Genomic DNA, 14,095 nt, shown 5'->3' with positions numbered 1-14,095 from the left:
GTCACCTCCCCACCGGCAGCACGACGGTGAGCACAGTGGGCCCACCCTCGGGACTGCTCATCTCCGCGCTGCCGTCCAGCGCCGCCACCCTGCCACGAATGCCTTCCAAGCCCGTCCCCTGCTTCTCGTCCGCGCCACCCTTGCCGTCGTCGTGCACGAGAACGGTGAGCTGATCATCGTCCACCCCAAGACTGACCCAGGCATGACGGGCACCACTGTGCTTGGCCACGTTCGTGAGGGCCTCGGCCACCGCGAAGTAAGCGGCAGCCTCCACCGCCGCGGGCAACCGCCCGAGATGCTCGGCGGTGAGCACGCACGGCACCGGACACCGCGCCGCCAACGCCTGAATCGCCCCGTCCAGCCCCAGGTCCTCCAGCACCGGCGGATGAATGCTCCGCACGACGTTCCGCAGCTCCTCCAACGCCTCGCCCGCCGCGTCCTGCGCCCGAAGCAACGCCTGCGCCGCGTTGTCCGGGTTCTGCTTGAGCGTCCGCTCCGCGATCCCGAGCATCATGACCACGCCGACCAGCTTGTTCTGCGTCCCGTCGTGCAGGTTCCGCTCGATCCGCCGCAGCTCCGCCCCGTGAGCCTGCAACGCGGCCGCTCGTGTGGCCACCACCTCGGCCAGCCGCTTCTCCAGCGACGCCTTGGGCGGCGCCAGCAGCTTCCGCGCCCATCGAGCGTCCACGTCCGCCAGCCGCGGGAACTGGAGCAGGATCAGCGTCAGCACGATCCCGATCGGCACGCTCAGCAGCGCCTTCGGCCACGAGTCGACGCGCACGCCGAACGAGTTCTCGAACCCGCCGGGGATCGCCCACCAGATCAGCGGCACGAACGGCTGCTGGAGCAGCGCCCCGGGAACCCCGATCGCGATCGCCCCGAACAGCGTTCCGAACAGGGCGTGCGTGATCAGCCAGATCCCGTCGCGGCGGCTGTCCGGGTCGGCCAGCACCCGCTGGGCCCGATGCAGCCACGGCCCGTCGAGCGGCGGCGGTGACTGCACCCTGTCCCCGGTGAACCGCGCGAGTCTTTGCCGGTCGAAGTCGACGATCCGGCGCATCCACGGCGCGGTGATCGGCAGCAACGGCAGCACGACCACGGACAGCAGCAGGACGCCGATGGCGAGCCACGACGCGATGGCCGTCAACAGGCCGCTCGCGAGGTAGACCAGCGCCGCCCAAATCCGTTTCATACGGGCAAACGTAGCGGTCTGACCAGGACCGGCGCGGTAGAGCAGACTCCACTCCTGTGTCCGCGCTGAGCTATGTGGCCCGCTACTTCGTCACGATCCACAGCCGCCGGGTCGACGTTCCACCGCTCGACCGGGAACGCTGGCGCGCGGCCGGCGTGCGCGAATCCGAGATCGACAGGGCCGCCGGCTTCCACGAACGGTGGGGCGGTCTGGTCCTGCCGCCCTCGCTCGCCTACGACGGTGGCCCGCGCTGGCTCGCCGCGGACCTGCCGGTCGGGGCGTCCGGTGCCGACCGGTTCGACGCGGGCCAGACGCGGAGCGCCTTGCCCTACACCTTCGACATCGGCCCGAACGGCGAGTTCGGCCTCGGCTGCGGCAGGTTCGCCGCCCTGCACGAGTCGGTGGAGGGCTGGATCGAATCGCTCGCTCTCACCTACTACGCCACCGTCGAGGCGCGGAAGATCACCGTGGTCGACGACGTGGACCTGTCCGGCTTCGAGCCCGTCGAAGAGGTCCGCGGAGTCGCCGACAACTGGTGGCGAACGAAGACGACCCTCATCTCCGTGCACGGCGGCCTGGCGACCTACTACGACCAGCCGGAAGCGACGTCCGCCCGCGTCTACGAGGGCATCCCCACCACGGGAATGCTCAGCCCTCGCGCCACCCGTTCGTGATCGGCAGCCGGCGGTCCCGTCCGAAGGCCTTGTTCGAGATCTTCGTACCCGGCGGGTACTGCCGCCGCTTGTACTCGGCCTTGTCGACCATCCGCAGCACCTTGTCGACGAGTTCCGGCGAGTGCCCGGCGGCCAGCAGGTCGTCGTACCCGCGGTCACCGTGGACGTAGTCGTCCAGCAGCGCGTCGAGCACCTCGTAGTCCGGCAGCGAGTCGGTGTCGACCTGCCCGGGGCGCAACTCGGCCGACGGCGGCTTGGAGATCGAGTTCTCCGGGATGGGCGGGGTCTCGCCGCGCTTCTCCGCCTCGGCGTTGCGCCACTTGGCGAGGTCCCAGACGAGGGTCTTCAGCACGTCCTTGATCGGGGCGTAGCCGCCGACCGCGTCGCCGTAGATGGTCGAGTAGCCGACGGCGAGCTCGGACTTGTTGCCGGTCGCTAGGACCAGGTGGCCGTTCTGGTTCGACAACGCCATCAGCAGCATGCCGCGGCACCGGGCCTGGATGTTCTCCTCGGCCAGGCCGGTCAGCTTGAGCTGCGAGACGTACGTCGACACCATCTCGCCGATCGGCTCGGTGGTGAAGTGCAGGCCCGTGCGCGCGGCCATGTCGGAGGCGTCCGAACGCGAGTGCTCGGACGAGTACGAGGACGGCATCGAGACGCCGTAGACCGAGTCGGCGCCGAGAGCGTCTACGGCGAGAGAGGCCACCACGGCGGAGTCGATGCCGCCGGACAGACCGAGCACCACGGACCGGAAACCGTTCTTGTGCACGTAGTCGCGCAGGCCGGTCACCAGCGCGTGCCACACCTCGGCCTCATCGGACAACGGCTCGAACACGCGCGGCGCGGGCAGCGGCTCGTAGGCCGGAACCGCGTCCGACAGGAACACGCGGCGCACGGAGAAGTCGCCGATCTGGCCCTGGTGGTACTCGCGGCCGCCCGGCAGGTCGAAGTCCGCGAACATCAGGTGCTCGACGAACTGCGGCGCGCGCCCGATCAGCTGACCGTCGGCCGCGACGACGAGCGAGTCGCCGTCGAACACCAGCTCGTCCTGGCCGCCGACCAGGTTGCAGTAGGCGAGCGGCGCGCCGGCTTCGGCCGCACGGCGCGCGACCAGCGGCAGCCGCTGGTCGTCCTTGTTGCGCTCGTACGGCGAGGCGTTGGGCGAGACCACCAGGTCGACCCCGGCGTTGCCGAGGGCGGTGATCGGGCCGCCGTCCTGCCACAGGTCCTCGCAGATCACCATGCCGACCTCGACGCCGTTGATCCGCACGACGTCCAGCGTCGAACCCGGCTTGAAGTACCGGCGCTCGTCGAACACGCCGTAGTTCGGCAGGTGGTGCTTGTTCTGCCGCGCGACGACACGGCCGCCGTGCAGCACGGCGACGGCGTTGCGCGGGCCGACGGAGTCGTGCTCCAGGTACCCGACGACAGCGGCGATGTCACCCAGGCCCGCGGCTTCCAGCGACCCCGCCAGCGCCTGCAGGGCCTCGCCGGAAGCGCGGGCGAACGAGGTGCGGATCGCCAGGTCCTCGACCGGGTAGCCGGTCAGCACCATCTCGGGGAAGACGACGAGGTGAGCGCCGCCCTCACGGGACTTGCGCGTCCACTCCACGACCAACGACGAATTGCCGGCAAGGTCACCAACAGTGGCGTTGACCTGGGCGAGCGCGATCCGAAGCTGCGGCATGCCCTCATCATCTCCCATACGATCGGGCTGTGGCCCGTCTCTTGAGCGTGTTGCTCGTCATTCCGCTGCTCGCGTCCTGCACGTCGATCATCGAGGGGACGTCCAAGCCCGGCGTCGTCTTCGAGAAGACGGGTCCGGCCGGGACCGTGCCCGCCGGTCTGGAGGAGTTCTACGGCCAGAAGCTCGGCTGGGAGGACTGCGCGCCGTACGCCACCACCGGGTCGAGCAGGGAGGCCTACGGCACCAAGCGCGATGTCCAGTGCACGCGCTTGAGGGTTCCCCTCGACTACGGCAAGCCAACCGGCGACACGATCACCATCGGCGTGCTCCGGTACAAGGCCACCGGGCAGAAGATCGGCTCGCTGCTGACCAACCCCGGCGGCCCCGGCGCGTCCGGCATGGCGTCGGCCGCGGGCATGATCACCGCCTACCGCAAGACCGAGCTCGCGGCGAAGTTCGATCTCGTCGGATTCGACCCGAGGGGCATCGGCGCGAGCGAGCCGGCGGTCAAATGTCTGACCGGACCGGAGCGCGACGCGGAGCGTTTGGACCTCGATGTGGACACGAGTCCGGCCGGAATCGCCCAAACGGAGCAAGAGAACAGGGCATATGCCGAGAAGTGTGCCGCCGAGACAAAATTCGGTGCATCAATGCTCGCCAACTTGGGCACGCGGGACGTAGTTAAGGACATGGATGTCCTCCGCTCTGCGCTCGGCGACGCGAAGCTGAGCTACGTCGGGTACTCGTACGGCACCCGGATAGGCACTGAGTACGCCGAGACCTTCCCCCAGAACGTGCGCGCACTGATCCTCGACGGCGCAGTCGACCCCACCCAGGACCAGCTCGCGTCGCTGGTCGCCCAGGCAGCCGGCTTCCAGAAGGCCTTCGACGAGTTCGTGAAGTGGTGCCGGGGGAAGAACGACTGCCCTCTCGGCGACGACGCCAACGCGAGCTTCCGGCAGCTGACCACCCCGTTGATCCAGAAGCCGGTCGACGTCGGTGATCGCAAGCTGTCCTACAACGACGCCATCACCGCGGCGATCCAGGCGATGTACTCGGAACAGCTCTGGCCGATCCTGCTGGACGGCCTCCAGGAGCTGAAGGACGGCAAGGGCACCAGGCTGCTGGCCCTCGCCGACGCGTACTTCGACCGTGACGACCAGGGCAACTACTCGACCATCACTGACGCGTTCAACGCAGTGCACTGCGTGGACGACGCACGGCTGACGGACAAGAACGCCCTGCTGGAGACCGCGAAGCAGTACAAGGCGGCGGCGCCGTTCCTCGACGACGGCAACCCGCCGGGCGCGGCCCTCGACGCGTGCTCGTTCTGGCCCGCGCCGGTGAGCGCCACCATCGCGCCGCCCAAGGCCGACGGCATCCCGCCGCTGCTCGTCATCTCCACGACCGGCGATCCCGCGACGCCGTACGAGGCGGGCGTGAACCTGGCCAAAGCGCTCAACTCGCGGCTGCTCACGTTCGAAGGCGTCCAGCACACGGTCTTCCTGCAGGGTGACCAGTGCGTGGACGCCGCAGGTGTGAAGTACCTGGTCGACCAGACCTTGCCCGCTGACGGAACCCGGTGCGCCTAATGACGAAGAGGCGATCCCGAGTCACCGCGGCCTTGTTCGCCTTGATCGTTCTGTTCGGTACGTCCACGTCCTTCGCGCGCATCGACGGCTCGCCCGTCGCCGGTCGCAAGGGCATCGAGCGCTTCTACTCGCAGGTGTTGTCGTGGGGTGCGTGCCAGCCCTACGCGACCGATGCGAAGAGCAAGACCCTGTACGAGCGCGAGGGCATCCAATGCGCGCGTATGCAGGTCCCGCTCAACTACGAGAAGCCGGACGCGGGAACGATCACCGTTGGACTGCTGCGCCGACCCGCCACCGAGAAGGACCGGAGGGTCGGTTCTCTCGTGCTGAACCCCGGTGGTCCGGGAGGTTCGGGCATGGCGCACGTCGCGAACATGCAGCCGAACAACCCGGTCGGCAAGCGGTTCGACGTGGTGGGTTTCGACCCGCGAGGCGTGGGGGCGAGCCTGCCCCGCGTCCAGTGCCTGACCGACGCGGAACGCGACGCGCAACGGCTGCGGCCCAAGGGCGAGAGCGCGAACCAGACCGAACAGGAGAACAAGTTCTTCGTCGACCGCTGCGCCGAACGCAGCGGTATCGACCTGCTGCGCAACGTCGGCACCCGTGACGTCGTGCGGGACGTCGACGTGCTCCGTGCCGCGCTGGGGGAGAAGAAGCTGAGCTACCTCGGCTACTCCTACGGCACCCGCATCGGCACCTTGTACGCCGAGATGTTCCCTCGCAACGTGCGCGCGATGGTGCTCGACGGCGCGGTGGAGGTCGACGGCGACAAGGTGGCCGCGTCGGCGCGTCAGGCGCAGGGCTTCGAGGAGTCGTTCCAGCGGTTCGCCGGCTGGTGCGCGCAACGCGACTGTCCCATCGGGAAGGACGCGGTCACGGCGGAGTCCAAGTTCCGGCAGATGATCGAGCCGCTCAAGAAGACCCCGATGCAGGTCGGCGACCGCAAGCTGTCCCACTCGGACGCGAACACCGCCATCATCCAGGCGATGTACACCGACCGGTTGTGGGAGACCGCGCTCAAGGGCCTGCAGGAACTGCGGCAGAACAAGGGCACCACCCTGCTGCAGCTCGCCGACCAGTACCTCGGTCGCGCCCCGGACGGCACCTACAGCCGCATCCAGGACGCGTTCGTGGCCATCCGCTGCGTCGACGAACCGCCGATCAAGGACCGGGCCACCCTGGAGTCCAACCGTCGGAGGCTGTTGGAACTGCTGGGCAACGACACGATCCCCACCGACGAGACCGCTCTCGGCCCGTGCGCGTTCTGGCCGGCCCCGCACACGTCGGAACCGCATCCGCCGAACGTGAACGGGCTGCCGCAGGTGCTGGTGGTGTCGACGACCGGTGACCCGGCGACGCCCTACCAGTCCGGCGTGGACCTCTCACGGGCGTTGGGCGCGCGTTTGCTGACGTACAACGGAAACCAGCACACGGCGTTCCTCGCGGGCATCAACTGCGTGGACGGCGTGGGCACGAACTACCTGGTGGACTTGAGACTGCCCGAAACAGACTCGGTCTGCTGACGACCCGGCAGAAGGATCGAGCCCAGCGCTCCGACAGCGCAAATCACCGCCGTGATCAGGAAGATCTCGTGGTACTCGGTGAGCAGCGCCTCGGTGAGCCCGCGCTGGTACTCGGCCATCTGCCGTTCGAACTCGGCTTTCTCGACGCCGAACGGCAGCGGCGTGTTCAGGCCTGCCGTGAGCTCGCGGAACCGGTGAAGTCCCCACGCGGACAACGCCGCCACACCGACGAGCATGCCCGTCATGCGCGCGACGACGACGAACGCCGACGCCACGCCGTGACGCACGGCGGGCACCACACGCAGCACAGCACCGGACAACGGCGCGATGACCAGCCCCAGCCCGAAACCGGCGATGGCCAGGTCACGCGTGAGCACGAGCCCACTGACGTCAGCGGGCCACTGCGCGATGAACACGTACGACACCGACGCCAGCGCGAGTCCGCCGAAGGACACCCAGCGGTCGCCGAGCCGTGACGCGAGGAATCCACCCAGGACAGCGCCGACCGGCAACGCGATCAGGAACCTGGTCAGCAACGTCGCCGCGGACGCCGAGTCGCGGCGCAACACCGTCTGCGCGAACAACTCCACGTCGACCAGCGTCACCATCAACGCGGCACCGGCGGCCAGCGACACCCCGAGCACGGCCCAGAACGGCCGCCACTGCACGCCATCAGGGTCGATGAGCCGCACGGCACTACGGCGTTCCCACAAGAAGAAGCCACCCAGCACGACGAACGCCGCGATGAGCGTCGGCCAGCCCCATGACGGCAGCACGGACTCGGCGGGCGTCGGGTTGTAGAGCGCCACCACCAGCAACGACAAGGCAAGAGCGAGCAACACCCCGCCCACGACGTCGATGCGCACCTCGCGCCGTGTGTTCGGCACGGACCGTTGCACGATCACCATCGCGATGACCGCCAACGGGATGTTCACCCAGAAAATCCACCGCCAGCTCTGCGGCTCCCACGCCTCGAACAACGGCATCGCGTTGAACAGCGACGCCACCGCGATGCCGTACAGCGTGCCGAGAACAGACCCCAGCTCCTGAGCGGCGCCCACGGTCCCGAGCGCGGACGACCGCCGTTGCTCCTCCCACAGGTCCGCGACCAGCGCCATCGTCACCGGCAGCAACGCGCCACCGGCCAGGCCCTGCACGACCCGGCCCAGCACCAGCAGGGGCACGTCCGCGGCCAGCGCCGTGATCACCGAGCCCACCAGGAACCCGAGCAGCGAGATCTGCAGCACGAACCGCCGGCCGAGCCGGTCCGACAGCTGCCCGAGCAACGGCATGCCCGCCACGTACCCGAGCAGGTAGCCGGTGACGATCGGCGTCGCCTGCTCCAGCTCGTTCACCGCGATGCCCAGGTCGCGCACCATGTCGGTGAGGACGCCAACGACGACGTACGCGTCGAGCGCGCCCAGCAGCACAGCCGCGCCGGACGCGGCGAGAGCGATTTTGCGCATTAGGCAGGCGCGGTGACGGTGACGGGCTTGTCGAAGTCGGTCAGACCGATGTCGACCTTCTGACCAGCGGGAAGCTCGAACAGCGCGCTCTTGAGCTTGTTGTCCTTGTCGATCGAGAACGTCGCCTTCACGTCCGCGGAGATGCCCGGCACCAGCCCGGCCGCCACGTCCTTCGGCACCGTCGCCTCGACCACCGACACGTCACCGGACGACTTGGTCTTCGCGTCCTTGGAAGACGAGAGCACCTTCGCGACGCCCTTGTCCGGGTTCAGGATCGCGGACGGGTCGTACACCTGGCCCGCGAACGCCGCCGGCAGCTTCGTGAACCCGCCGGTCGGGCCCTTGAAGTGCAGGTTTCCGCCGGTGAGGACGTACTCGATGGACAGCAGCTGCCCGCCGAACGTCACCTTCGCGGTGCCCTTCGAGTCCCCCGCCGAGGTGAGGTCGCCGTCGGCCTCCTTCACCGGCACGTCCGGCAGCTCACCGTCGACCTTGATGGTGAAGTGGACGCTCTTGACCGAGCGCATCGACTCGGCCGATTTCGAGAGCAAGGTCGCACCATCGGGGAGATCTCCCCCGGACGTGCAGCTCGTGAGCAGGGCGAGTGCGCAAACCAACAACCAACGGGCGGACATGCGTTGATCGTAGAGAGTCCCGAGCCCTTAAGCTGCGCCCTATGGACCGCCAGCAGGAGTTCGTGCTCCGCACGCTAGAGGAACGCGACATCCGGTTCGTCCGGCTCTGGTTCACGGACGTCCTGGGCTTCTTGAAGTCCGTGGCGGTCGCACCGGCCGAGCTCGAAGGTGCCTTCAGCGAGGGCATCGGGTTCGACGGCTCGGCGATCGAGGGCTTCGCCCGCGTCTACGAGTCGGACATGGTCGCGAAGCCGGACCCCTCGACGTTCCAGGTGCTGCCCTGGCAGACGCCGGAGGGCAGCAACTACTCGGCACGCATGTACTGCGACATCACCATGCCGGACGGCTCCCCGTCGTGGGCCGACCCGCGCCACGTGCTGCGCCGCACGCTGTCGAAGGCCAGCGAGGCCGGGTTCACCTGCTACGTGCACCCCGAGATCGAGTTCTTCCTGCTCAAGGACCTGCCCGGCGACGGAAGCGAGCCGATCCCGGCCGACAACGGCGGGTTCTTCGACCAGACCTCGCACGAGACCGCCACGCACTTCCGCCGCCACGCCATCGAGGCGCTGGAGGCCATGGGCATCTCCGTCGAGTTCAGCCACCACGAGGGCGCGCCCGGCCAGCAGGAGATCGACCTGCGCTACGCCGACGCGCTGACCATGGCGGACAACGTCATGACGTTCCGCTACGTGGTGAAGGAGGTCGCGATCACGCAACGCGTGCGCGCCTCGTTCATGCCCAAGCCGTTCTCGGACCAGCCGGGCTCCGGCATGCACACGCACTTCTCGCTGTTCGAGGGCGACCGCAACGCGTTCTACGACGACGAGGACCCGTACCAGCTCTCCGACATCGGCAAGCAGTTCGTCGCGGGCATCCTCAAGCACGCGCGCGAGATCTCCGGCGTCACGAACCAGTGGGTCAACTCCTACAAGAGGCTGATCGTCGGCGGTGAAGCCCCCACGGCCGTGTGCTGGGGTCACGCGAACCGCTCTGCATTGGTCCGTGTGCCGATGTACTCGCCGGGCAAGTCGTCGTCGCGCCGCGTCGAGGTCCGTTCGCTGGACTCCGCGTGCAACCCGTACCTGGCCTACTCGGTGATCCTGGCCGCCGGCCTGCGGGGCATCGAGAAGGGCTACGAGCTGCCGCCGCCCGCCGAGGACGACGTGTGGTCGCTGACGGACCGCGAGCGCCGTGCGGCGGGGTACGCGAACCTGCCGCAGAACCTCGGCGAGGCGCTGACCGAGATGGAGAACTCGGAGCTGCTGCCCGAGGCGCTCGGCGAGCACGTCTACGACTTCTTCCTGCGCAACAAGAGGACGGAGTGGGACGCGTACCGTCGAAGCGTCACCCCGTACGAGTTGCGCACTCTTCTCCCCATGCTGTGAGGCAGATACGTGCTCTCCGTGACTGAGGTACCCGAGTTCCAGCCGACGATCTGCGCCTGCACCGTCGCCACGGCGGCGGAGCTGCCCGCGGTCAAGGTCCTGTCCAGCTCGTTCCTCGCGGAGCACCCCGAGGGCCGGTTCGTCGCGCTGGTCGTCGACGCGCAGTCGGAGCACACCGGTCCCGGGCTGGTCTCGCCGATGGAGATCGGTGTCACCGAGGACGAGCTGCACGTGCTCGCGACGTCGCTCGACGCCGCGGAGCTGAAGGCCGCGATGGTGCCGCGACTGCTGGAGGCGTTGCTGTCGCAGGGCATGCCCGTGCTGTACCTCGACCCGTGGGTGCAGGTGTTCGGGTCGCTGACGAAGCTCGTGCTGGAGGCCTTGCGCACCGCACCGGTCGTGATGCTGCCCCGCACGTTGCGTCCGCTGCCGTCCGACGGTCTGCAGCCCGGCCCCGCCGACCTGCACGACCAGGGTGCCTTCGACCCGGGGTTCATCGCGGTCGGCAAGGGTTCCGAGCCCTACCTGACCTCTTTGGACATGCCGGCGATCGTGCCGCACTACGTCGTGCGTGACGCACGGCTCGGATTGTCCGTGTGGAACGTCGCGGACCGTCCGTTGCACCGCACCGAGTCCGGTTCTCTGGCCGTGATCGGCCAGGACCTGCTGACCGTGCACTTCCGCGGCTTCGACCCGCGCCGGCCTTGGTTGCTGTCGGCCGATTTCGCCGACCGTCCCCGCGTGCTGCTCTCGGAGCACTCCGAGGTCGCCGAGCTCTGCCAGGCCTACCGCGCCGAACTGGTGCGCAGCGGCTGGTCCGTGGCGCCCGTCCCGTACCGGTTCGACTCCCTGATCGACGGGACCCAGATCCCGTCCGAGCTGCGGGCCGACTACCGGGCCTCCGCGCTGACGCCGCCGCCGGCGTTCGGTGAGGACGGTGGCGGTGGGTTCCTCATGTGGGCGTGCGAGGCGACCGAGCACGGTGGCACGCGGTGGGCCGACGCGGTGTGGCGTGCGGACACCTCGCTGCAACAGCAGTTCCCCGCGCCTTTCGCCGCGGACGCCGACGCCTGGCGCGAGTGGTGTGCCGGGGTCGGTGTCGCTTCCGGGCGGTTGCCCGCGCCCGCCGTGCCGCAGCCCCGGTCGGAAGGCCCTGCGCTGCTCGACCAGCTCGGCGTGTCCGTCGTGGGTTCGGGACCGCTGGCCGAGCTGATGCTCGCCGCCGCGCGTGCGTCCGGACTGCCCGTGTCGGCCGCCGCCGGCTATCCCGTCGTGGTGCGCGCTTCTTCTTGGGACGAGGTGCCGGCCGGACGGTTCGTCGTCGACGTCGCGTTGGACGCCACGGCTGCGGACGACCGCACGGGCGTGAACGAACTTTGGCTTTCGTCTGAGGTGTCGCGTGCCGCCGCCGAACGCATCGGCGGGCCCATCGTGCGTGTGGTGCCTGTGCCCGTGCACGACGTTGGCGCACGTGAGCACGAGTCCGGCGAAGTGGTGGTGTTCGCGGCGCTCGCGGACCACGAGCTGGACCGGCCCGGCAACGTGCTGGGCGCCGTGTCGGCGTTCCTGACCGCGTTCCCCGACCGCACGGACGTCGAGCTGCGGATCGCGGTGTCCGGCGCGGTCGAGCACCCGGAGGCCGCCGAGCGACTGCGCCTCGCCACGGGCTCCGACCCGCGGATCTCGCTGGTGGACGACCTCGACGTGGCGGCCGTCGCCGATGCCGTGGTGTCACTGCACCGCGGTGGGGCGGACGACCGGATCGCGTTGCGCCTGGCCGAGCTGGCGGTGCGAGGAGTCCCCGTAGTCGCGTCGGACCACGGCGCCGTTGCCGAACTGTTCGGCAAGACGGCGGTTCTCGTGCCGTGTCACCAGGGCGCCGAACCCGACGTGCAGGCCGCCGCGAAGTTGCTGCGTTCACTGGCCGATGACCTGCCCACGGCCGAAGCACTCGGTGCGGCCGGACGTGAGCACGTGTTGTCCGTGCGCTCCGTCGCACGCGTGGCCGAAGTCCTCCGCGAACGCGTCGAGCACGCGTACCGCGGGTGGCGGGCACGCCGGCCGAAACCGAAGGCCGAGGTCGACCCGATGCTCGCGCTGCAGTCGGCCAAGCACGCGTTACTGCGGCAACCGACCGTGGACGGCCCTCATCGGACGCCGATGGCACCCGCGTTGCGCAAGGTCGTGCTGCGCGCGCTGGACCACTACGACAACCACATGCGCCAGGTGCTGCACACCCTGATCGACGGGGTCGAGCGCACGGTGTCCGAGCTGGTCAACCGGCAGGACGCGCTGAAGGCCGGCGTCGGCGCCGGGGAGCTCGAACTGCTCCGCGCCGAGGTCGAACAGGTCGCGCAACGGCAGTCGCACTTCGCCGACCAGCTGATCGGCGTCGACGACGGGGTCGTGCGCGTGCGCGCGGACATGGCCGGTCAGGGCCGCCGGCAGCGCGACGTCGAGGACGCGGTCGTCGCCGAGGCGGCCAAGCGCGCGAAGTCCGACGAGGTGCTGGCGGAGCGGATCGACAAGCTGACCGTCGCCCTCGACCGGACCCTGGACCGGATCGACTCGCTGGAGTCGAAGGTCGTCGAGGTGTTCCGCGAGCGCGACACGCGCCTGGACGCCGCACTTCGCACCGCCCATCAGGCACAACAGACCGCGGACGCGTTGCGCCGCGTGGTCGTTCGTCAGCACGAGAACGCCGGTGACGCGCCCGCCGTGCGTTCGTCTTTGGTGTTGTGCGACGCGGGCATGATGCGACTGCCCTCCGACGACGCGTTCATGCTTCCGCTGCTGTCGTCCAACGGTGTGTGGGAACCGGAGCTCGCGGAACTGCTCGACTCCGTGCTGGAACCGGACGGGATCTTCCTCGACGTCGGCGCGTACGTCGGCTACCACTCGATTCGGGTGTTGTCGCGGCTCGGGCTGATGGGCGCCGTTGTCGCCGTCGAACCGGACGCGTCCGCCGCCGCTCTGCTCAGGCACAACGTCTCGGCGAACCTTCCCGCCGCGGTCGCCGATCGGATGACCGTGGTCGAGGGCGCCGCGTGGGAGAGCGCGGGCGAGCTCGCCGTTTCACCGACGTTGACCGGTGGTGTGTCGGTGTCGCCGCTGGCCGCAGATGCCGGGGAAGACGTGGCACGGGTGAAGTCGGTGCGCCTGGACAAGGCGCTCGAAGAGATCGCCTTGGTGCAGGGCATGAAGCTTTCCGTCGTCAAGGTCGACACGCCTGGACGTGGGCATCGCGCTCTCGCGGGACTCGTCCGGCTGTTGCGTCGCGACAGGCCGCACGTGTTCCTCGAGTTCTCCGCGACCTCTACAGCGGACTTCGGTGACGATCCGGTGACGGTGCTCAAGGAGTTCGGCGTCTGGGGCTACGACCTGGTGCCGGTGGCGACGCGTCAGCCGGCCTCGGCGGACCAGATCGTGCGGGCGATGGAGGGACTTCGTTCCATCACCCTGTGGCTGCGACCGCGTCCTGTCGGGGCCAAGCAGGCTGCTCCCGCACCGTCCGTGCCGATCAAGCAGCCCGCTGACCAGGCGATTTGACTTTGATCGTCCCCATCAGTAACTTTCTCCAAGTCGCAAGCGAGACCCCGGAACGAGCGGTTGACACCGCGGATCGGGCCGGGTAAAGTCTCACGGCGTCAAACCCCCAGAAGTAAATGAACGGCCTAACGTGCTGTCCGGGATCTGAAAATGACCCCGATTTGACACCGGGAAAGCCACTCAGATAACTTCTGAACCAAGCAAAAACTGAATGCGAAGCGAGTTTGCGCCGAGCTAAAGAAGCCGAAACGGCCGATTTGACAAAGCGAAAACGAACTGGCTAAGCTTTCAACACAAGCCCCGAGAGAAAGCCTCCGGAAACGGAGACTGGAACCGGTGAGCGCGTGTTCTTTGAGAACTCAACAGCGTGCCGAAACACAGCCAGTAATATA

General features: G+C 68.6%; 9 protein-coding genes. 5 read left to right on the top strand and 4 right to left on the bottom strand.

The features are described 5' to 3' along the window. Window position 1 precedes the first annotated feature (1 nt). Window positions 2-1,192 carry a sensor histidine kinase gene (locus SK854_RS38415; RefSeq protein WP_319980067.1) on the bottom strand — a complete coding sequence of 397 codons (1,191 nt, stop codon included), beginning with the start codon at window positions 1,190-1,192 and terminating at the stop codon, window positions 2-4. A 56-nt stretch (window positions 1,193-1,248) separates the two neighbouring features. Here SK854_RS38415 and SK854_RS38410 point away from each other — a divergent pair, with 56 nt between their 5' ends. Next, window positions 1,249-1,866 (top strand): hypothetical protein, encoded by a 618-nt coding sequence (locus tag SK854_RS38410; RefSeq protein WP_319980066.1) that lies wholly within the window; start codon window positions 1,249-1,251, stop codon window positions 1,864-1,866. Here the strand turns inward: SK854_RS38410 and SK854_RS38405 are convergent. After that, complete coding sequence (locus SK854_RS38405; protein ID WP_319980065.1) at window positions 1,841-3,553, bottom strand: NAD+ synthase; 1,713 nt, start codon at window positions 3,551-3,553, stop codon at window positions 1,841-1,843. The two genes, SK854_RS38410 and SK854_RS38405, sit on opposite strands and share 26 nt — an antisense overlap. 29 nt (window positions 3,554-3,582) lie before the next feature. Between SK854_RS38405 and SK854_RS38400 the strand changes: the two genes are divergently transcribed. Together SK854_RS38400 and SK854_RS38395 are read left to right on the top strand one after the other, a co-directional pair. After that, window positions 3,583-5,145, top strand: coding sequence for an alpha/beta hydrolase (locus SK854_RS38400; RefSeq protein ID WP_319980064.1), 1,563 nt, complete (start codon window positions 3,583-3,585; stop codon window positions 5,143-5,145). Continuing rightward, window positions 5,145-6,668 carry an alpha/beta hydrolase gene (locus SK854_RS38395; RefSeq protein WP_319980063.1) on the top strand — a complete coding sequence of 508 codons (1,524 nt, stop codon included), beginning with the start codon at window positions 5,145-5,147 and terminating at the stop codon, window positions 6,666-6,668. The genes SK854_RS38400 and SK854_RS38395 overlap by 1 nt, the downstream gene beginning before the upstream one ends. Here SK854_RS38395 and SK854_RS38390 read toward each other — a convergent pair. Both SK854_RS38390 and SK854_RS38385 read right to left on the bottom strand, forming a co-directional pair. Beyond that, entirely contained in the window at window positions 6,623-8,134 is a 1,512-nt protein-coding gene (locus SK854_RS38390) for an MFS transporter (RefSeq protein ID WP_319980062.1), read from the bottom strand. The genes SK854_RS38395 and SK854_RS38390 overlap by 46 nt on opposite strands. Further along, window positions 8,134-8,769: an LppX_LprAFG lipoprotein gene (locus SK854_RS38385; protein WP_319980061.1), complete on the bottom strand. Its 636-nt coding sequence runs from the start codon at window positions 8,767-8,769 to the stop codon at window positions 8,134-8,136. Before SK854_RS38385 ends, SK854_RS38390 begins: the two co-directional genes overlap by 1 nt. Window positions 8,770-8,810: 41 nt before the next feature. Here SK854_RS38385 and SK854_RS38380 point away from each other — a divergent pair, with 41 nt between their 5' ends. Both SK854_RS38380 and SK854_RS38375 read left to right on the top strand, forming a co-directional pair. Continuing rightward, window positions 8,811-10,154, top strand: a complete 1,344-nt coding sequence (locus tag SK854_RS38380; RefSeq protein WP_319980060.1) for a glutamine synthetase family protein — start codon at window positions 8,811-8,813, stop codon at window positions 10,152-10,154. Window positions 10,155-10,172: 18 nt separating this feature from the next. Beyond that, a complete protein-coding gene (locus tag SK854_RS38375) occupies window positions 10,173-13,703 on the top strand; it encodes an FkbM family methyltransferase (RefSeq protein ID WP_319980059.1) in 3,531 nt (1,176 codons plus the stop codon). Window positions 13,704-14,095: the final 392 nt, after the last annotated feature.

This window comes from Lentzea sokolovensis, from assembly GCF_033949975.1.
In the GTDB taxonomy this organism is placed as follows: domain Bacteria; phylum Actinomycetota; class Actinomycetes; order Mycobacteriales; family Pseudonocardiaceae; genus Lentzea; species Lentzea sokolovensis.
Note: the sequence above shows the minus strand (reverse complement) of the source record. Positions and strands in the feature narration are given on the sequence as shown.

Coding starts and splice junctions, on each gene's coding strand:
- SK854_RS38415 (WP_319980067.1), bottom strand. CDS start 1,192: ATGAAACGGATTTGGGCGGCGCTGGTCTACCTCGCGAGCGGCCTGTTG.
- SK854_RS38405 (WP_319980065.1), bottom strand. CDS start 3,553: ATGCCGCAGCTTCGGATCGCGCTCGCCCAGGTCAACGCCACTGTTGGT.
- SK854_RS38395 (WP_319980063.1), top strand. CDS start 5,145: ATGACGAAGAGGCGATCCCGAGTCACCGCGGCCTTGTTCGCCTTGATC.
- SK854_RS38390 (WP_319980062.1), bottom strand. CDS start 8,134: ATGCGCAAAATCGCTCTCGCCGCGTCCGGCGCGGCTGTGCTGCTGGGC.
- SK854_RS38385 (WP_319980061.1), bottom strand. CDS start 8,769: ATGTCCGCCCGTTGGTTGTTGGTTTGCGCACTCGCCCTGCTCACGAGC.
- SK854_RS38380 (WP_319980060.1), top strand. CDS start 8,811: ATGGACCGCCAGCAGGAGTTCGTGCTCCGCACGCTAGAGGAACGCGAC.